At 54.9% G+C, this 19,079-nt stretch carries 22 protein-coding genes; 6 read left to right on the forward strand and 16 right to left on the reverse strand.

Annotated features, from left to right (window positions below):
- Positions 1 to 356 precede the first annotated feature (356 nt).
- The 4 genes from RGV59_RS20690 to RGV59_RS20705 are packed head-to-tail and all read left to right on the forward strand — an operon-like array spanning position 357 to position 2,477.
- Positions 357 to 1,172, forward strand: coding sequence for a DODA-type extradiol aromatic ring-opening family dioxygenase (locus RGV59_RS20690; RefSeq protein ID WP_023048078.1), 816 nt, complete (start codon positions 357 to 359; stop codon positions 1,170 to 1,172).
- Positions 1,169 to 1,840 (forward strand): alpha/beta hydrolase, encoded by a 672-nt coding sequence (locus RGV59_RS20695; protein ID WP_023048077.1) that lies wholly within the window; start codon positions 1,169 to 1,171, stop codon positions 1,838 to 1,840. The genes RGV59_RS20690 and RGV59_RS20695 overlap by 4 nt, the downstream gene beginning before the upstream one ends.
- Before the next feature lie 9 nt (positions 1,841 to 1,849).
- Positions 1,850 to 2,182: an ArsR/SmtB family transcription factor gene (locus RGV59_RS20700; RefSeq protein WP_223194054.1), complete on the forward strand. Its 333-nt coding sequence runs from the start codon at positions 1,850 to 1,852 to the stop codon at positions 2,180 to 2,182.
- Between the two features lie 10 nt (positions 2,183 to 2,192).
- Complete coding sequence (locus tag RGV59_RS20705; protein ID WP_071576115.1) at positions 2,193 to 2,477, forward strand: LysR family transcriptional regulator; 285 nt, start codon at positions 2,193 to 2,195, stop codon at positions 2,475 to 2,477.
- A gap of 298 nt (positions 2,478 to 2,775) precedes the next feature.
- On the opposite strand, the gene RGV59_RS20710 is transcribed toward RGV59_RS20705, so the two are convergent.
- Positions 2,776 to 3,765 (reverse strand): site-specific integrase, encoded by a 990-nt coding sequence (locus tag RGV59_RS20710; protein WP_023628979.1) that lies wholly within the window; start codon positions 3,763 to 3,765, stop codon positions 2,776 to 2,778.
- Positions 3,766 to 3,882: 117 nt separating this feature from the next.
- On the opposite strand from RGV59_RS20710, the gene RGV59_RS20715 reads away from it, so the two are divergent.
- Complete coding sequence (locus RGV59_RS20715; protein ID WP_028688847.1) at positions 3,883 to 5,001, forward strand: site-specific integrase; 1,119 nt, start codon at positions 3,883 to 3,885, stop codon at positions 4,999 to 5,001.
- Between the two features lie 329 nt (positions 5,002 to 5,330).
- On the opposite strand, the gene RGV59_RS20720 is transcribed toward RGV59_RS20715, so the two are convergent.
- The 4 genes from RGV59_RS20720 to RGV59_RS20735 all read right to left on the reverse strand — a co-directional run bounded on the left by RGV59_RS20720 (position 5,331) and on the right by RGV59_RS20735 (position 8,321).
- Positions 5,331 to 5,564 (reverse strand): hypothetical protein, encoded by a 234-nt coding sequence (locus RGV59_RS20720; protein ID WP_023048074.1) that lies wholly within the window; start codon positions 5,562 to 5,564, stop codon positions 5,331 to 5,333.
- A gap of 232 nt (positions 5,565 to 5,796) precedes the next feature.
- Positions 5,797 to 7,041, reverse strand: coding sequence for an ATP-binding protein (locus RGV59_RS20725; RefSeq protein ID WP_023628980.1), 1,245 nt, complete (start codon positions 7,039 to 7,041; stop codon positions 5,797 to 5,799).
- Between the two features lie 240 nt (positions 7,042 to 7,281).
- Positions 7,282 to 7,482: a hypothetical protein gene (locus tag RGV59_RS20730; RefSeq protein WP_370694611.1), complete on the reverse strand. Its 201-nt coding sequence runs from the start codon at positions 7,480 to 7,482 to the stop codon at positions 7,282 to 7,284.
- Positions 7,483 to 7,883: 401 nt separating this feature from the next.
- Positions 7,884 to 8,321 carry a hypothetical protein gene (locus RGV59_RS20735; RefSeq protein ID WP_023628983.1) on the reverse strand — a complete coding sequence of 146 codons (438 nt, stop codon included), beginning with the start codon at positions 8,319 to 8,321 and terminating at the stop codon, positions 7,884 to 7,886.
- Between the two features lie 82 nt (positions 8,322 to 8,403).
- Here RGV59_RS20735 and RGV59_RS20740 point away from each other — a divergent pair, with 82 nt between their 5' ends.
- Positions 8,404 to 8,694, forward strand: coding sequence for a helix-turn-helix domain-containing protein (locus RGV59_RS20740; protein ID WP_023628984.1), 291 nt, complete (start codon positions 8,404 to 8,406; stop codon positions 8,692 to 8,694).
- 897 nt (positions 8,695 to 9,591) lie between these two features.
- Here the strand turns inward: RGV59_RS20740 and RGV59_RS20745 are convergent.
- From RGV59_RS20745 to RGV59_RS20795, 11 genes are all read right to left on the reverse strand, one after another.
- A complete protein-coding gene (locus RGV59_RS20745; RefSeq protein WP_024075430.1) occupies positions 9,592 to 9,909 on the reverse strand; it encodes a DUF3325 family protein in 318 nt (105 codons plus the stop codon).
- Positions 9,910 to 9,981: 72 nt separating this feature from the next.
- The gene (gene tnpC / locus RGV59_RS20750) at positions 9,982 to 11,517 is read right to left on the reverse strand and encodes an IS66 family transposase (RefSeq protein ID WP_033902866.1); all 1,536 of its coding nucleotides are present in this window, start codon (positions 11,515 to 11,517) and stop codon (positions 9,982 to 9,984) included.
- Positions 11,518 to 11,580: 63 nt separating this feature from the next.
- Positions 11,581 to 11,916 carry an IS66 family insertion sequence element accessory protein TnpB gene (gene tnpB, locus RGV59_RS20755; RefSeq protein WP_033902865.1) on the reverse strand — a complete coding sequence of 112 codons (336 nt, stop codon included), beginning with the start codon at positions 11,914 to 11,916 and terminating at the stop codon, positions 11,581 to 11,583.
- Positions 11,913 to 12,233: an IS66-like element accessory protein TnpA gene (gene tnpA, locus RGV59_RS20760; RefSeq protein WP_071576116.1), complete on the reverse strand. Its 321-nt coding sequence runs from the start codon at positions 12,231 to 12,233 to the stop codon at positions 11,913 to 11,915. Before tnpA ends, tnpB begins: the two co-directional genes overlap by 4 nt.
- Positions 12,234 to 12,396: 163 nt before the next feature.
- The gene (locus RGV59_RS20765) at positions 12,397 to 13,227 is read right to left on the reverse strand and encodes a PepSY-associated TM helix domain-containing protein (protein WP_196448527.1); all 831 of its coding nucleotides are present in this window, start codon (positions 13,225 to 13,227) and stop codon (positions 12,397 to 12,399) included.
- A gap of 11 nt (positions 13,228 to 13,238) precedes the next feature.
- A complete protein-coding gene (locus tag RGV59_RS20770; protein WP_196448528.1) occupies positions 13,239 to 13,379 on the reverse strand; it encodes a PepSY domain-containing protein in 141 nt (46 codons plus the stop codon).
- Complete coding sequence (locus RGV59_RS20775; protein ID WP_090515957.1) at positions 13,366 to 13,755, reverse strand: PepSY-associated TM helix domain-containing protein; 390 nt, start codon at positions 13,753 to 13,755, stop codon at positions 13,366 to 13,368. The genes RGV59_RS20770 and RGV59_RS20775 overlap by 14 nt, the downstream gene beginning before the upstream one ends.
- 278 nt (positions 13,756 to 14,033) lie before the next feature.
- Positions 14,034 to 14,192, reverse strand: coding sequence for a TonB-dependent receptor (locus tag RGV59_RS20780; RefSeq protein WP_023628987.1), 159 nt, complete (start codon positions 14,190 to 14,192; stop codon positions 14,034 to 14,036).
- 1,462 nt (positions 14,193 to 15,654) lie between these two features.
- Positions 15,655 to 16,515 carry a TniB family NTP-binding protein gene (locus RGV59_RS20785; RefSeq protein WP_024075431.1) on the reverse strand — a complete coding sequence of 287 codons (861 nt, stop codon included), beginning with the start codon at positions 16,513 to 16,515 and terminating at the stop codon, positions 15,655 to 15,657.
- Positions 16,512 to 18,329, reverse strand: a complete 1,818-nt coding sequence (locus RGV59_RS20790; protein WP_024075432.1) for a Mu transposase C-terminal domain-containing protein — start codon at positions 18,327 to 18,329, stop codon at positions 16,512 to 16,514. Before RGV59_RS20790 ends, RGV59_RS20785 begins: the two co-directional genes overlap by 4 nt.
- Positions 18,330 to 18,726: 397 nt before the next feature.
- Positions 18,727 to 18,945 (reverse strand): EAL domain-containing protein, encoded by a 219-nt coding sequence (locus RGV59_RS20795; RefSeq protein ID WP_017849127.1) that lies wholly within the window; start codon positions 18,943 to 18,945, stop codon positions 18,727 to 18,729.
- Positions 18,946 to 19,079: the final 134 nt, after the last annotated feature.

Genomic DNA, 19,079 nt, shown 5'->3' on the forward strand with positions numbered 1-19,079 from the left:
CTGTAACAAAGCCAGGGAGCCCCCAAATACTAGAGCCCGCCGACCAGGGATCTACTCACCAACCTGCGTTCTGGCCAGGCGCAGGGGGCAATATTGGCACCTTGATGTGTAGCTCAGCGCTCCGGCTGGCAGCGGCCTGAAGAGTCGACAAGTGACCGCCAATTATCCCGGTTTTCGAGATAGTTATTCACCAATATCTGAGTTTATCTCCAAAATCGAATCTATAAACTTTGAGCCATCCCCAGCCAATCAGTGCGCTGTGGGTAGGCAGGTCAGTGAGCGGCGCACACGCTTTGCAACGCCGATCAGTCCACCTCTTGCTGCTGCGGCCCCAATATCTAAGCAGGATTTCAACCATGAGTCTGGCCTATCCAGTGTTGTTCGTGTCCCACGGAGCACCAACCTTTGCCATCGAACCCGGCCAGGCCGGGGCACGCCTGGCTGAGCTAGGCCGAGCGCTGCCACGGCCTAGCGCCATCGTAATCGTCTCTCCTCACTGGATGACCCGTGGGAGCGTGCGTGTAGGCAGCAGCAAGGCGCCGGAAACCATTCACGACTTCGGAGGCTTTCCGCAAGCACTGTATCGCCTGCAATACCCTGCAACCGGCAATCCTGCATTGGCCGAGCAAATCTGCAACCTGCTTTCCCGCAATGGGATTGCCGCAACTACCGAATCGAATCGAGGCCTGGACCACGGCGCCTGGGTGCCGTTGCTGCACCTATTGCCCACTGCGGATATCCCGGTGGTCCAAGTGTCCATGCCCCACCCGCTCAATCCATTGGGTGCCTGGCAGCTTGGCCAGGCACTCAAGCCGCTGCGCGATCAGGGCGTGCTGATCATTGGCTCCGGCAGTCTGACCCATAACCTTTATGAGTTCCGTAGCAACTACGGCGACCCGGCTGAGTACGTAGCGCGTTTTTCCGACTGGATCCGTGACGCCCTGCAAGCCGGTGACCTGCCAGCGCTGCTCGCCTACCGCCGCAATGCCCCGGAGGCCGAGCGTGCGCACCCCAGTGAAGAACATTTGTTGCCGCTATTTCTGGCGCTCGGTGCCGCAGGCGAGCACTACGCCGTGGATGTGCTAGAGGGCGGTGTCGCCGACGGCGTACTGGCTATGGACAGCTACCTGTTCAAAAGCCCAACCGCCACTCAGGAGATTACTCAAGCATGAACCTGCCACTAGCCATTTCAGAACTGCAGCAAGAACCGCAATCCGGCCTTGTCTATCGTCGGGTAATCCGTGCTGCTGCCCCTCGTGCACGTCTCCTGCTATTGCATGGTGTAGGCGGTAATGAAACCAATCTGGCAGGCCTTTCCGGCTTTATCCCAGAAGGAATTGAAATATTGCTGGTACGCAGCCGCCTGCAAATCGCAGCTGAGGGCTTTGCCTGGTTTCAGGTAAATTTCACCAACGAAGGCCCGGTGATCGTTGAAGAGCAAGCGGAAACCAGCCGCCAGAAACTAGTGGAGCTTGTAACTGCCTTACCACAAATGCCTACAGTGATAGCTGGCTTTAGCCAGGGCGGTATTCTCAGTGCAAGCGTCGGGCTTAGCGCCCCTCATTGCGTGCTAGGCTTTGGCTTGTTCAGCGGCAGAATTCTCCCTGAGCTGGCACCACACATTGCCAGCGCTCAAGCATTGAGTTCGCTATCGGCGTTTATTGCTCATGGCTATGGTGATAACAAGCTCCCCGTGTCTTGGGCACAAAAAGCGGATGCCTGGTTGCACCAACTGAACGTGCATCATGAAACATACCTGTACGACATGGGCCACGAAATCACCAATGAAGAAGTGGAAGATTTCATTCAGTGGCTGAAGCCTGTATTGAACATCGCCTGAGCGACCTTGATGGTGAACTCCCGCAGTAAACTTACGGAAGTGGATCTACTTCTTAAAGCGTTAGCCAGCCCCCAGCGCCGGTTGATCCTTGAGTGGCTCCGTGACCCAGAGAAACACTTTCCGCAGCAGGAACATGCATTCCTGCTCGGTGTGTGTGCCGGCCAGATTGAGCGCAAGTGCAAGTTGGCCCAATCGACCGTGTCCGATCACTTGCGCACGCTGCATCGCACAGGATTGATTACTTGCCAAAAGCTCGGCCCGATCCATTTTTTTCAAACGCTGCGAATACACCATCGAAATGCTGGTGAAAACATTGAAAGCGATGCTGTAAAGGGGATTTGAGAGCTCTGCCATGACTATTCGCGAGGACACATTTGCATCCATCGATCTCAATTTATTGGTGGTTTTTATGTGTATTTACAAGGAACAAAGTATAACGTTAGCAGCCAAGAGTCTTGGCGTAACACAGCCAGCCGTAAGCAATTCGCTGGTCAAGCTACGTGACAAATTTAATGATCCGCTCTTTACTCGTTCGGGCAGGGGTATTGTGGCAACACCGAAAGCGAAAAAAATTGCTTCTGAATTATGTCCAGCGATGAGACTGATTACAGCCACACTAGCATCGAACTTTAGATAATCCTCTTTGCAGCAGAGCACTATTGGCCTGCTCTAACCTCTCATGACTGGCGGTGTCAGGTGGACTGACAGATGACTGGAGTCTATGTCGCTGGTGGCATCATGTTATGCCGACGCAAGCTGAACATTCCTGTCTGTAATTGAGCAATCATCTGATGGCGAACTCTCATGGTTTACCGTCGCCCTTTCGATACGTATCAATAACACCAGCCACATCAAGGCCAAAGCCCAGCATTGGGTGTAATTGCTCCGCGGAAACAAAGCAGCCATCACCGGAAGTGCTGAATGGCTTGAGGCGGTCAACTGCCCGGCAGTGCAATTGGACGAGGCAAACTCGACAAAGCCTCCGCCTCCAGGCCTGGCACCATCGGCCGCAGTTGCCCGGGGAAAAAGCCGGTGCTGTCCACATAGAGCAGTACCGACTTGGCATCGCGCCAACCGACATAGCCCATCAACGCCTTCTGGTCCCAGCCACTGCGCGTGGCCCAGGTGGCAAAGCCACGGCGTAGGGAGTGGCTGCTATACAACTCGGCGGGCAATCCGGCCGCTTTCAGTACCGCCCGCAGCAGCGGGATGACGCTGTGCGGGTGCAGGCCCTGCTCGCGCAGGTGACCCCAGCGGTCAATGCCGCGGAACACCGGACCGCGGGCGATGCCGGCGACACAGATCCAGTCGTTGTAGGCCTGCACCGGGCAGAGGCGGGCCAGCGCCGGCGCACTGTAGGTCTGTCCCTGGTTGTCACGGTCGCCCTTGCTCCACGGCAGGAACAGCTGCATGCCCTCCCCCGGCCGTACCTGGATGTGCTCGACCTGCAGGCGGCACAGTTCGTCGCTGCGAAAGGCGCGCCAGAAGCCGATCAGCAGCAATGCGCGATTACGCCAGCAGCGCAACAGCTGCGGCAGGTCGCCCTCGTCCAGTGCTTTCTCGCCCGCCCGCTCCAGCCACGCCACGCACTGCTCCAGTTCGCGCAGCTGCAGCGGTTCGGCCTGCTTCTCCGGCTTCGGGTGCAAGGTACGAATGCCCTTGAGGATCTGACGAACCAGCGGGGTCTTGGTCGGATCCGGGAAGCCCTGGCTGACATGCCACTGCGCCAAGGCCGCCAGGCGCAGCTTGAGGGTGTTGCTGGACAACGTGGCGGCGTGATCGACCAAGTAACGCACGATGGCATCGCTGGTCGCCGGCAGAAAGCCGCCCCAGGCGACCTCGAAGTGCTCGAGCGCTTGCCGGTAGCTGCGCCGGGTGTTGGGGCGGGTACCGGCCTGCAGGTACCGCTCGATCTCGTGGCTCATCGACGCACATCCCCTTGATGTACTGGTGAGCGACTGCCAAACGACGAAAAAATCGCCTCACCTTGGATAATTAAAGATTATCCGACCTTATTTATTGGATAGTGGAAATATAATACGTTGGACGTATCATATATTACTGATCAGATGCCGTTGATCGACGAGCCCACCCTAGACCCCAGTAGATTGGCGTTGAAGGCTCAGGAGGCGGCCGCAGGCTTTGTTGCCAGCGGCACCGCCGAAAACACGGTACGGAGCTATCGCAGCGCCCTCGCCTACTGGTCGGCTTGGCTGCACCTGCGCTACGGCGTTGCGATGGGCGATGCGCCTGTACAGTCGACTGTAGTCATTCAGTTCGTGGTGGATCACCTGGCGCGCCCACTGGCAAATGGTGCATGGACCTATCTGCTACCGCCGACCATCGATGCCGCGTTAGTCGCGGCACGTGTGAAGGCAAAGCCGGGACCTCTGAGCTACAACACGGTATGTCATCGGCTTTCGGCACTGGGCAGGTGGCATCGCTTCAACAACTGGGAAAGCCCAACTGAAGCACTGGCAGTGAAAACGCTGCTGCGAGATGCGCGAAAAGCCCAGGCGCGCCAGGGGGTAGTTGTCCGCAAAAAGACGGCAGCTGTGGTGGAGGCTCTGGAGGCCATGTTGGCGACCTGTACGGATGGCATTCGCGGTACTCGTGATAGCGCCCTCCTCCTGATGGCGTGGAGTGGCGGCGGGCGTCGTCGATCCGAGGTGACCGGCCTGCAGGTCGACGATGTGCGCAAACTGGATGAAGACACTTGGCTCTATACGCTGGGCGTCACCAAAACAGACACCACGGGATCCCGTCGCGAAAAACCTCTGCTGGGTCGCGCTGCACACGCGTTGACGGCTTGGCTCATCGCCGCGCCCGCCGATACCGGTCCGCTTTTTCGGCGCCTCTACAAGGGCGGCAAAGTCAGCCCGTTCGGACTATCGTCTGATCAGGTAGCACGGATCGTTCAGCGCCGCGCCAAATTGGCTGGCCTCGACGGCGACTGGGCCGCGCACAGCTTACGCTCGGGCTTTGTAACGGAAGCGGGTCGCCAGGGGGCCCCATTGGGTGAAGTGATGGCCATGACTGAACATCGCAGTGTCGAAACCGTTATGGGCTACTTCCAAGCCGGAGTGCTGCTGAGCAGCCGCGCCTCGATGTTGCTTCAACCCCTGCCCGCCCCATCAGGCCCAACCAACCAGCCTGACTAGCGGTCGACGCACCGCGTCGGAAAATGCCGCGCACGCGTGTCCTATTGAGAGGTGGAGCTCCTGGTTATGAGTCCATTGCACGGTAGCGGAATTGATGCGCAACCCCAGCTGGGCACTCGCAACTCCGGGTGTAACCAATACATGACCGCATGGCGACGCCCAAGCAGCCAGCATCTCAGCATGCTTCGTCTACTCGGGTAGTTAAGCAAACAGCTGGCGGCCCTGCGCTAGACAGCGAAGGCTCCGTCGCAGGGGCAAGATAGTCAAGTGCTTACCAGTCGCTGTGGCCTGCGCTCGCCTTATGAATACGCCTGGTCGGCAGGTGCGCTTCAAATACCCACACTGAAAGTCTTACCAGACTCGACCCTGTGCTTGCTGCACAAGTCGCGAAGCTTTTTTTCCGAACCGTCAGGATGAATTTGTACGAGCACGCCATCCTTCGCCATTATCAGTGAATGCCCTGCGGCAACCGCACGCAGATACGCAGCATTAGTGGCGACGGCGGCCAGCTTAGGAATCATTGCCTCTAGTCGGTCTATTTCATCATCACTGAGTTCGCTCATGCTCTGTTCTCTGCTCCTGCCAGCCTGATGTCGATGCTGCCCGTAGAAAAGATATCCATGAGCGACCCTACGCCCCGATCACAGGTAAGTCGATCCCATTTTTGACGCACACAGTGAAGCCTCGACTTAGCCGCTCAGCACTCCACAGCGTACGTGCAAATTCGAGTCGATGTGACAGCAGCCTTGATGTGAACAAACCATCGTAGCCGTAGCAAGATGAGTGCATTCGCTTCTAAGCATCTGAGCCCTCTTCAGGTGGACAAAAAATGCCGTCAGCCCTTGGAAGGCTAGACCGCCAGCTGTCACCGGGCATGATCCGGCACATGTACAGATCGAACAGCGGCGCGGTAAAAGCGGCGCCGTTGTGGGGCGGCGACCAGATCATCCCTTTGCTAATCAGGGAGTTGCGAATTGAGGTGAGAGATCGGCTTGTACGGCCCAGGGATGCCGCAATGTCGCCCGAACGATGAGGCCCCTCCCCAAGCGAAGCCATGGCGCGCAAATAAATGTGTTCTGCCACGGTCATTCGGTCGAGTCTTACCCTAAAAAAACCTTCGTCCAGAGCAGCAATAACGTGCCCGGACGCCTTCTGGACGTCTGCAAGCGTGATGTGGTTATTCTGCCCTGCGTCCCAGACATGACTGCCCCACTCTTGAATGAAATAAGGGTAGCCGCGTGTGAGGTGAGCAACCATGTCGGCCGCTTCTGAGTCTACAGTCACGCCCTCGGCCTCCGCTGGTTTTACAAAGGCCAGACGCGTCTGGTGTGGCTCCAGCGAACCGACCTCTAGGTAGTCGAAGAGGCGCTTCGCGTGGTTTTTCACATGTCCAGCAGGGTGTCGGAGTTGTGGGAGGCCTGCACCGACGAGGGCAACCGGCAAGATCAATCGCGAGACGCGATGCAGCGCTGCGATAAGCGCGGCGAGCTGTTCTTCTGCTACGTTTTGCAGCTCATCCACGAAAATAACAAGGACGGTGTGAGCTGCTTTGGCGGCTTCACCGAGTTTAGTCAGCAGGGTTGTAAATTCCTCCTCGAGATCACCTTTGCCCGCCAGAGCTGCCTCGGCTTCGTAGTCAATACCGACCTTGAGATCGCTGAACTTCGGCTCCAAAGCCTTGGCAAAACCGGCTAAGGCTCGCAGTCCAGTTATCGCTGCGTTCTTGGCAGGTACGATACAGCTCAGCCGCAGCAAGGCGAGACGGAGCTGTGGCGCGAGTATCGCTGGCAGAGAGCGATACTCGGATGACTCAACGTAGACGGCGAGATTGCCCGAGGCTTCGGCATCTCGCAGCATCTGGTTCAACAGTACTGTTTTGCCGACACCCCGCACCCCAACCAGGATTACGCTTTTGGCAGGTCGGCCCACGCGAATTCCCCCGATCGACTGACGGACCCGCTCGCGCAGTTGATCGCGACCTGCCAGCTCAGGTGGAGGCGTACCAGCGCCAGGGGAGTACGGATTGCAGACGGGGTCCATATGCACCCGCGTTAATAGGAATAGCGAACAGCGGGAATGGGCCGATAAACAGCTAAATCCAAGCTTTTCACCCCGCCATCACCTGCATACCCGAGACTCGGCAAATGTTGGTCCAGCTGGAGTTACCTATCAAGCCAAGCTGCCTCCGTCATTGAAAAAAATCATCGCGAGCGACCCGTCCGAAATTGCCTAAGTCTTCGTCGACGTCGATGAACATGGTATTCACCATCCGCGCGCTCTTCAGGTCGGCCATTGTTCTGAAAAAAAGGGTTCGCAGAGATGGACCTCATAACGCTCACCATCATGAACCGAGCCGAATCCCCAACTGCCCTGAAGGGTCCCAAATTGCAACCCATATCCTTCAACACGCGTACTATCGCCGCAAACATCACAAAGGACGTCACTGACGCATTCGAACTGTTCCGCCGCTGTGATTTTCATTGAGAGGCTCCTTTGGGTCCAGTGAATCAGCTTGCTGCAGCGAGCCTGCGACCCGCCAGCATCACTCCGGTAACCGCCTGTACGGTCAGGCGTCGCCAACGCCTGGCACAGGCGGACCACAATGAGCCCGGATCCCGCCCTATCTCGCCATGCGTACCTTTCGGCATGGCCTGTTGTACGGTCGGCAGATCGAGTTAATGGCGGACGCCATTTTGTGCAGCATTTGCGGCGCAGATAAGACCGCACTTGGGGCAGTGCTGATCGGCGACAGACGATCCAAGCTATCCGTTCTGGACGAACTAGCAAATTGCATGTGCGCGATGCGCGCCACTGATGCCATGGCGCTGACGTGGGCGTCTTTAGCACTCCTTCAAGGCTTGCTCCAGTCAGCGACCCCTCCTTCAAACAAGACGCATCGAAGAGCAGTAAATTTGTTGCTTTGCTGCAGCCAAGGTGTGGCGGCAGTCTCTTTGAGAGTAGGTATGGCCCGAGGCCGTCTTAAAGTCGTAACCCATGACTCGCTCGTCCTGATCATAGACCCTAACGAGCTCTATGAGCATCTCCATCGTCCAATTACCGGATCCATTCAGCCGCGATGGCAACACCACCTGAACTGCCTCAATCAGTGTTCCTTCAGCGCGTTTCACTAGCATCTGCTCGAACTCATCCTCCGTTGGAATCAAGAGCATCGTCCTCCATGCGGCTGCCTTCTGGCGGCGGTTAATCATCACGTAAAACCAAGGGCGATGATCATCGAGCTCGACGAATCGCCACATCTGGGAGTCGTCTCCAAACAGCGCTGGATACATGATTTCAGCGCGCTTGTACGTAATAAACATCAGCACACCCTCTTTTAAGCTGTATATAGCATAGCTCCAGAAGCACTAAAAAGGCTTCATCGTTCCTTTTGCGAGACAGCAAATGGAACTGAATGAAGCGCTTGGTTTGGTGATCAGGAATCTACGTATTTCGAAGGATATGCCTCAGGAAGGGCTTGGGCCTAGTCAGAGCTATATCAGTGCGATCGAGCGCGGCAAATGGAAACCATCGATTGAAAAGGTTGAGCAGATTGCTGAGATCATTGGCATTCATCCCCTAACGCTTCTGTTCCTGGCTTATCAAAGGCAAACACCCGAACTAAAACCCGAAGACTTACTGAAAAAAATCCATCGAGAAATCACGAGCTTGAAGGGTTGCCTGAGACTTGAGTAGGTTCGACATGGAATCGAATCGGCAACCGATCCCAAAAAGCATTTGATCGCAACGTCGCCAGTTGCTCTGCTGCCCGGCGCGCGGGCTTTCTTGCTCGCAATCAACAGCGAGCATGAATTCAGTCGCGAATAGCCACTGCATGAATTCGAGTGATAGACCTCGCCCATCGCAACAAACATCGATGACACGTGCTTAGCGTGACGCAAGCCTTGAAGAGTCACGCCTCCACTGATCCGGCAAGGCTACTCCCCAAGGGACCTTCGGCAGGCGTTCCATGCTGTTCCGGAGGGCCTGTGCACATGCGATGTCTAACCCTTCGAGGGCGCCTGAGATAGCGACACGCCGACCATCTGCTCTTGATATGGGAAGTGTTCGGTACCGCCGTTCTGAATGGTAAGGTGTGATGTCGGCCATTTTGCCGCAGGGAACAGGGTATTGAACGGAACATTCTTTCCCGATTGCGGCGGGTGCTCCAGCAGGCAGATCTGCCCAAGGGACGCTCTGACGCCTACGAACACTTTTCACCGTAACAGTGATCCTACTGTCGGGCTAAATACCTCTAGCTTCCGCAAACGGCCAGAAGCGGACGGTACAACCCGGATTGCGACTTCAACACAGTTCCTGCCAGAATGTCGTTCGGCTCGACCTGCATCGCGTCTAGCGCCTTTAAACGTTGGGGGCGGGTGTTAGCCGGAAACGAACCGAGGTCAGCCAACTGTTGCCGACGCTAGAGCGCAAATACGTTGGTAAGAGTTCGCGTCGCTCGATCCTGCAAGCATCCCACAACGAGGTGACATGGGATGGTCGGCGTATCCAGTGTGAACAAGCTCGCCCGGTTTGAGGTGAGCAGTACGATCGGATCAACCACAATGTTGCAGATACAGAAGCCGCGCACTCTTATCGAGTGCGCAGAAATAACGGGCAAAACAGGCGCAGCAGCCCCAGCCGGTAGCTCAGCGTTATGGCCGTTGCTACGGCGGCGACCGGCAACAGGGTGAGCCAGACCAGCACCGCCATCGACGGATGGTCAGCCTTGAAGCAGCACACAGCCGATACCATCAGCGCCAGCCAGCCCAGGCTGCGTAGATAGTCCGGCGCAACCTCGTCGGCGCTGAACACCTGGCGCCAGTGCGCCGGCAGGGACAACGCCAACCAACTGGTCGCCAAGCCCATGCTGGCGGCGGCACCCAGCAACCACAGACCTGCATTACTCATAGGCCACCCCACCGATGCGAGTCCGGTCCGCGACCTCAACCGTAAGCGTCCGCCCAACTCACCTTGCGTAAGTTAGGCAGGCACCCACTGATGTGGCAGCAGCTGCCCGATCTCACTGGCCCTCTGTGTTGGCAACCGAGTCAGCACATCTTTGAGATAGGCATACGGATCATGCCCATTCATACGCGCCGACTGGATCAGGCTCATGATTGCCGCAGCCCGTTTACCACTGCGTAGCGACCCGGCAAACAGCCAGTTCGAGCGCCCGAGTGCCCAGGGCCGTATCTGGTTCTCGACTTGATTGTTGTCGATCGGCACAGCTCCATCGTCCAGGTAGCGCGTCAGCGCTACCCAGCGTTTCAGGCTGTAGTCGAGGGCTTTGGCCGTGGCTGATCCGTTGGGCACCAGGTCGCGCTGGGCCAACATCCAGTCATGCAGTTTTTTGAGGATCGGTACCGCCAGTTCCTGACGTATTCGCCACCGATCTTCATCACTCATTTCCCGCGCTTGGCGTTCGACTTCGTACAAGCCGCTGATCGAGTGCAGCGCTTGTTCGGCCAGCTGACTTTTGTTCGCCACGTGCAGATCGAAAAACTTGCGACGGGCGTGAGCCATGCAGCCGATTTCAGTGATGCCTTGCTCAAATCCGGCCTTGTAGCCAGCGAAGTCATCGCAAACCAGCTTACCGTTCCAGTCGCCCAGGAAGTTGCGTGCATGTTGTCCGGCACGGCTTGGGCTGAAGTCGTAAACCACCGCGTTGAGCGCCGAAAACGGCGTCGTGCTGTAGGCCCAGACGTAGGCCCGGTGGGTTTTCTTCTCGCCTGGCGCAAGCATTTGCACCGGTGTTTCATCGGCGTGAATCACACGCTGGTTCAACACCGCCTCACGCAGAGCATCAACTAGCGGTTGAAGTCTCACGCCAGTTTCTCCGACCCATTGCGCCAAGGTCGAGCGCGCAATTGCCAGTCCGGCGCGACCAAAGATTTTCTCCTGCCGGTACAGCGGCAAGTGATCGGCAAACTTGGCCACCATCACGTGGGCCAGTAGGCCTGCGGTCGGTATACCTTTGTCGATAACCTGCGCCGGCACCGGCGCCTGGATCAGGGTTTCGCACTGGCGACAGGCCCATTTGCCCCGCACATGTTGCTCGACGGTAAACACGCCCGGCGTGTAATCCAGCTTCTCGCTGACGTCTTCGCCGATGCGTTGAAGTTGACAGCCACAGGCGCACTGGGTGTTTTCGGGTTCGTGACGAATCACCGTGCGTGGAAACTGTGGCGGCAATGGCGCACGTTTCGGCGATTGCCGTGGTTCGACCTGTGGCGCAGCGGGAAGAAGCTGTTTCAGCTCGGCCTCGATAGCCTCAAGGTCGGTGTCGAGCAGGTCATCCAGCAAGCTGCTTTGCGCCGGGCTGATTTGTTCGCTGCGCTTGGCGAACTTGTGCCGTTTGAGCAGGGCGATTTCGAACATGAACTGTTCGATGAGGATTTCATCGTTCTGAATCTTCCTGCTCATCGCCTCGACCTGGGACTGCAACTGCAACGCCTGTGCCGCCAAGGCACGAAGCTGTTCCGGGGTCATCTGGTCGAGGCTGGGCGAGAAAGTCATGCCGCCAATTGTGCCAGAGCAGGCACGGGGCGACGACAAGCAGACCGGCCAAATGGCCGGCGTTTACAGCACGCTAATCACACCGCCTGCACCGACGCGCTGCCACGGCAGGCCCAGCACCAATGCCTGGAGTTGTTCGCTGTCGAGTTCGACCTCGCCGCCGTGGCGAATGCCGGGCCAATGGAACTTGCCTTGGTTCAGTCGTCTCGCTGCGAGCCAGACGCCGACGCCATCGTGCACCAGCACTTTCATTCGATTAGCCCGGCGATTGGCGAACAGATAAGCGCAGTGCGGCTTCGCCGCACCGAACACCGCAATCACCCGGGCTAATGCCGTCTCGGTGCCAGCGCGCATGTCCATCGGCTCGGTGGCCAGCCAGATGGCATCGATGCGGATCATTGAGCGACAGCCCGAATAAATTGCGCACAACCCTCGGGATCCGAGGCTGGCCATTTCACCGTAATCACTTGCCCGGCCACGGGCAACTCGATGATCACTGACGTTTCGACTGACCGTTTAGGTGGGGCTTTTAGCGGGACGAAAGCCGGTAGTGAAGCCGCTGCGGGCTGATCTCGATAGAGCGGCAGCCATTTGCGGATGACGTTGGCATTGATGCCGTGGCTGATGGCGACACTGGACACGGTTGCGCCAGGTTGCAGGCATTCCTGAACGACCTGGGCTTTGAATGGTTTGGGATAAGAGCTTCGTTGGCGCATGGAAATCCTGGCGATAAGGGTGATCGCGTCCGCTTAAAAATACGCGGACACCATCGCCCTTAATGCTGGAGTTCGGAAGGTGAGTTCGCCGGACGCTTACCCTCAACCGGCCTTGCCAGACGACGCGCGGTGAGTAGCGCTATCAGCGCGCAGGCCAACAGGCTCAGATCGACGCCGGCCACGGCCCAGTAGGGTTCAAGCAGCATCCTTTTGACCAGGTGGTCCCCCGTGGTGATCCAGTTGAGCAGCACCGCAGCGACGCAGAGCAGCGCCAGGCCGGATTGTGCCGCGCCTGGGCCACTGGTGCACTACGCAACAGCGCATGCAGCAAACTCAGCAGCCAGGCACCCCAGAACACCCACTTTTCCCATTCGCCACGGCCAGGCATGGGCTCAGGCAGCAGCCGGTTGGCCGCCAGCATGGCGACCGCTGCCAGCAGCATGCCGGTAACCGTGGTGACTGCCATGGCGTCAACCAACCGACAGCCCTGCAGCCCGAGTCGGGCGTGCTCCTGCTTGCGTATCTCGACGAAGAACACAAAACCGCTGGCGATGCACACACAGCCGAGCAGACCGCCCGCCACGTACAGCCAGCGCAGCGCCCAGTGTTCGAAGTGCTGCAGGTGCAAGCCGGTGAGAAATTGATTGACGGAACCAACCGGGTCACTCGGCGGGTCGTTGCGCAGTAGCTCGCCGGTACTGGCCTTGAAGTGAATGCCCTCCCCGACCAGCGCCACACGATCACTGCCGGCGCGGTAGATGCTGACGTAGCCGTTGGCGTCATTTAGATGCTCGATAGTCAGCAGCCCGACCTCTCCCGGCATATCGCGCGTAGCCCAGATGCGCTTGGCCTCGGCCACCATGGCATTGGCGGAGGCCATCTTCGCGGGCACACCGGCCTCATCATGGGGCAAGCCGGTATGCGCCGCCTCGATCACCTCATGCCGATTATGCAGCGGTTTGAGCAAGGTCCCGGAGACCGGGAAGTAGTACATCGACGCGAAGATCACCAACCGGTGAAGGCAAAAAAGAAGTGGAACGGCAACGCCACCACGCCAGTCATGTTATGCAGGTCCAGCGCGCTGCGCTGGGTCCGCTTGCGCGGACGGAAGGTGAAAAACTCCTTGAAGATCTTACGATTGATCATCCGCTGGGTCCTTTGGCTGGTTGGGGATACCAAACTCGCCACCAATGCTCAGCACGGGATCTCGGTGGGTGGTGTAGGCATAGAGCGAGACCATGGGCATGGTTTCCGGCGCCGGCAGGTCGCCGATTACCCGCCCTTTGGTTGCCGCCATATCCACCGGATGCGGTTTGAGATCGGCAAATACCTGTTTCAGCAGGTTGTTGTAGGACGGCATAGGCTGCGGCTCGAAGCGCGTATCGGGGATCGCCCAACGATCGATCTCGCGGTCGAACACCGACAGTGCACCGAAAAAGAAGACGACCATCAGCACGAAGCCCAGCACCAAACCGAACCAGGTGTGTACCCAGGCCATGGATTGGCGAAAGTTGTTCAGCATGGCTCTGCTCCTATCCGATGATCATGCGCTGCAGCTGCCAGGCAACAGCCAGCATCAAGACGCTGCCGAGCGCCAGTACCATCGAGACCCGCCACAGACTGGCTGCGGAAACAGCGCGAGATACAGGACGAAGGCCAGCATCATCATCGCCTGCTCGGCGGCATGGTAATCGACCCCAACCCCATTCAGCGCCGCCACGCCCTAGACGAATGCATAGCAGCCGAAGATCGCGGCCAGAACACGAGATACCACCACAACAGGAGCCATTACTGACAGGCTCACCAGCTGTAGCTCAGCTTGGCGGTGAGTTCTCGGCCCGGATTGTAGTAATCCGCAGTTCCGGAGCCCACGACATGCTGCTCATCCAAAAGATTACTGACATTGACCGCCAGATCCGTGTCCTTGGCAATCTGGTAATTGAAGGCTGCATCAAACAAGGTCGTCGCCTCGCTCTCGCCGGTGTCATTGAAATACCTTGAACTGAACCGTCAGCCCAAGCGAAAGAGCAGGATTGCGCTGTTCTGGAAATCCAGCCAAGCTCTTCTGAGGAAACGAATAGCTGCGGAGTCGTGGGTATGCCGTTCTCTCCAAAGCAGCCATCGCTTAGCACCCAAGCATGCAAAAAGATCAGCATAGACGCTCGCAGGTATGACGCAGGAGGGGCAAGGCGCAAATATATAAACTGCTTTATATCAATAATATACAGGTCTTATGTCCTGATTTTCCTTAATCTCGGCATAATCCTTACATTAACTAGCAGGAAATTAAATGTTAAAAGCCCTGCGTGCATCTAGCATGTGGAGTTTTTCTCCTTGCAGCCAGCCGGCAACGATAGGCATGCGCATTTAATAGCTCATTGTGAGTATCCGAATAGACGCTTGCCAAGGACACCATCTTGAACATACGAATGTTCTTGAAGTTGAAGATGGCGATCTAGCAACGGAAAATCTTTCCTAGGGAAACCCCCTAAAAAACGGTACAAGGTTTCATAGCCTGCCCTGTTGATATATGGAAAAATCGCTGCCTTATGCAGGTCTCTTGGGATCAGCATCCCGCCCCTTCTTTTCTCACACAGTTTAGTAAATATCAAAAACCTTGAGTAGGGGATAATCTCCAGTAGTGATGCGGTTAAGACCAAACTACCAAATCTACTTGATGGATCGGCCGTGGACGCCCCCAATAATATACTCTGCTCAAAAGAGCTTGCGTCGGGTGCTCGTGCATCTTTCCTCGTTTGCAAGTGGATTCTAGCGATTCCGCCTCTACTACCACGAAAGGGACATTGAAGGAAAATATTGAATAGCCTATAAAATAAATCGTGCAATGTAGGTTGTTGATTGTCTCTACTGATCAGAGCATGCTCAATCTTTGTGAAGGTACTTGAGCAAAAACGAAAGAATAGAGTTTCCTCTATGGAGGCATTGTTTGATATCGAATTGCAGCTTTGGACAAACGCATCCCATGCCCTTGAGTAACGCGGTGTATCAACTAGTCTCACCAACTCTCGATCATGGGCAGCGCAGACACAAGAATAAATGTAACACCAGTCCTTCCGCCATATAGGCAAACGACCATTCGCCACATCATCGCGTAAGCAATCAGGGCAAAAAAAACGGCGATACCTCCATTCGACTAATTTATCGCCTCGAAGGCAAAAAAAATTTCGTAATAGTTCAGGGGTAATGTCCCCGGCTACACAACTTAATCGCTGGCTGGCGGATAAGAATTCTGAGTCTGGGTCCGAATATTTGATCTCCACACCCTCCCACCAATACGCTGGGCGTTCTGTTGATGATAATCGAGGGAAGCCAGCGGCGTTTGGATTAATGCTGCATCGAAACAACCAAGATGAAAGTGTTTCTTCAGAACTTGGTGTTGGCAAGCCAGAGAAACTCACTACTAATAGCCCCAAGGATTCTTGTTTGCTCGCCGCAGCATATCAACATCCACCTTCTCCCCCCCCATTTTTATGGCATAACAGGCAGCCGCCCTTATCAATTCGAGTGTTTTGTCCATGCGCCCATTCGACATAGATAAAATAGTGCCTACCATCTCCTCAGAGTACAAATGTGATGGCTGTTTTAGCGGTAGGGACTCCTCTACCTCCAAGAGGAATGACCTGAACTCCTCACTCTCTATCCAGTCATCAAGAGCAACTTCGTGAAAACGTCTCTTAAATTCATAATTGGATTTAAGTGCGTTGCGCGCACTAGCAGTGCCAAAGCAAAATAGTTTCAATCCATATTCAGGGCCGAGCAGCTTTTTAAGAATAGACATGTTAAAACGCTGCTCTTGCTTCGAGCGTAGCAGTGCATCATGAAACTCGTCGATCACCAGCCCCCAAATTTGCCTCAGCCTAATAACCTCTCTAATCTCGCTTGGCAGGTCAGAGCTACTTCGGCGACTTGAGCCAGAGCCAACTGGTATTCCGAGCGCTAAAGCTATCTCATCTTTAAGGCTTTTTTTGGTATCTATTTCTGGGGATGCAGCCAAGGAGACAAAAATCAACCCTGCACTCCTTTTTACATGGTTTGGAATCTTAGATATTATAGCCGTCTTTCCAGAGCCACCTGGGCCAACCACAAGCAAAGCAGGCGCACTCATACGATCTGGTACATCCGCGATATTATTCATCATGCGAAAAACAGCTGCACTAGAGTTATTGTTCACCCATATTTCTTGATGAATTAAGGCTATTCGCGTATCAATATTAGAAGACAAATATTTTCTGATGTCCGACCGGACGTGCTCATCACTCATGACTCATCCCCAGGTCGAAATTTTTTTGGAGAGGCTGAATAATTTGGCTTGATATGTTCCCTGTCAGCGTTAAAGCTACTACTTCTAGGATTTGGATTTGCCTCAGTATAGACTTTTTCAGCGGCCTCTCGGCGTCTTTCCTTCTGCGTTAACTTTTTACTTTCCTCTTCAATTTTTTGCTTCCCTCTGTAGGCTTTTAACCCGCCATCACTATCTATGGCTCCGATGCGGACTGGGTGACGATAGAGCTTGCCGGCACGATATTCCTCATAGGTAGGAGCCTCAACGGTTACGTCAGACAGGTGTATTGGGCAAAATTGGCCATCCAATTTCACCCATACAACATTCATATCGTACGGGTCATATTTGACTATGACATTTCTAGTCCCCACATGAGACCCCAATATAGGATCCCAATAAACTTGGCCATGCAAATTAATGCCACCAGGATTAATTTTTCGGTCTTCTTGAGGCATGAACCAAATCTTTAATTGCTCGGAATTCAAGCCTGCCGGGGGGTAAGGAAGCCCTCCGTTGGGCGCGAAATAGTTTGTCCACGCTTGTCGCGGGCTACACTTTAATGCGCTATGAACTGTTGAGTGATAGACAACTACTTCGCGAGAGAACCAGCGAAAAAAATCAGAGAAGGTCATGGTTGCATTTCTTTCGCTGTTAAGTCCTCTGCGCGCAACAGAATTTGACATTGTAGTCCCCGGCAAGAAATGCACCTTAGTAGTCATGAACGTGCCTATCAGCCGTTCAACATGACCGCCAAAATGTTTTCTTCCTACAGGTCGGTATTCGGGGGAAATCCCAAAAGATTCACACCCTACTTTAAATTTTGGGCTGGTGAACTCTGCGGCATTGTCCATATGAAGGACTTCAGGCTTTCCATAGTAGGGGTAGTCTTCTGGATCCAAGCCAACACTTGCCGAAAAGTTTACTTTAGGAAGGACAGAATGACTAAGAGCGCAAGCCACTGAAACAGTAGACGGGACGTAAAGGCTAAGATAGTAACCAAGAATAACCCTGGTATAGACATCAATTACAATTGTCAGCCACGGGCGTCCAATAATATTTATGCGATCATCAGCCAACAGAATTATATCGACGAGGGTGTGATCCATCTGTACCCATTGCAGCGGCCTTTCAAGATTTTTTTTACCCGGGCGAGCTGAAAATTCTTGCGTCGCGGCATCAGGACCTTCTTTAATTCTCATTCTTGTTTTTTCTGAGAGGATTAAGCGTACACGCCTCAATACCGTATCTTTGGAAGGGCATGAAAAACCTTGCTCCTTACATGCAACATCCACCTCGCTCCACACTTTGCTGTAGCTGGCTCCTTTCGACTTGAATTTTTTAGCAGCCTTGAAAATTATGACCTCAACCGACTCATCCAGTCTCGTAACGCCTTTCTTGACACCCCGTGTCTGCGCAATTAAAGATAGTGGGCCTACGTCAGCGTCAAAAATTTTAGCCAAACGATAGAAGTAACTCTTTGATACACCCAGTAAAGAACAGTACTTAGTGACTACCCCTCCCTCAACCTTCCACTTTCTGATAATTTCAAAACGCTCAGCTGCCAATGAAAGTTGATCAACGGTGTAATCATTGACATTCAAACCCTCCCCATGATCACTACCATTAATTGCCGTAACACTAGGGATTCGCTGAATGTCGCGCGCCGACACCAGTATTACTTCACCAGAGTCGACAATTGTTACCCTTATCGTTTTGTCACTAAATACCTGTTTGACTTTCGCAACTTTTCCCTTGGCGACAATGAGTTCCCCAGGGGTTAGCTGATTTGCCATGGATGTACTCTCCACAACGCTAATCTAGGCGAAGTCTGCCGAGCGGCGACTTACATCAGTCTCTATCAACGATCGAAATTGGCTGCCGAACACGATACGACGTCACGTTCAAAAAATAGACTATTGCTAGCTTTTCTGCCGCGTCAGTCTATTTTTTAAAAGTTAATCAAGGTATGTGATTGATTATTAGAGATAAATGATATTCTTTTTTTTGATCGGGCATCACACCATTTCCACTTTGCTTCAATCGCGAGCCGTACCTGTTAAAACGTCAGGATGCCCAGGACTATTTGGATTTCGACGACCCTGGTTTATACGACCACTGAAAGCAGCCTCAAACATGTGTTTACGGTGTGCAGTCGGTTTGCTGATCCCGACCCTCAGAGGCCGATCGGGCCTATGCGTTCAGCTCGCTGATTGGCAGGTGCCGTAAATACCCAAGGCTGGAATAGCCTGTGCCAAAGTCATCAATGGCCAGTCGTATCCCTAATGCGTGCAAATCCCGGATGGCTTGCTCGGCCCCAAGACTGTCGCTCAGCAACACACCCTCGGTCACTTCCACGCATAGGTTGGCGGGTTGCAAGCCGCAGTGTTGTAGTTGTTGAGCAATCAGCATCTTACCGACATCCCCTGCTCGATCACTACAAGATCCGCCAGTGGCGTTACCTGATTGCTGCTGAACGATAGCGGGGTTTCCCCGACGGAACCCTGTGGACCGAGCTGGCATATCCCCGGCCCTCCCCCGGTGCC

This window comes from Pseudomonas sp. FG1 (assembly GCF_034313875.1).
Lineage (GTDB): Bacteria > Pseudomonadota > Gammaproteobacteria > Pseudomonadales > Pseudomonadaceae > Aquipseudomonas > Aquipseudomonas veronii.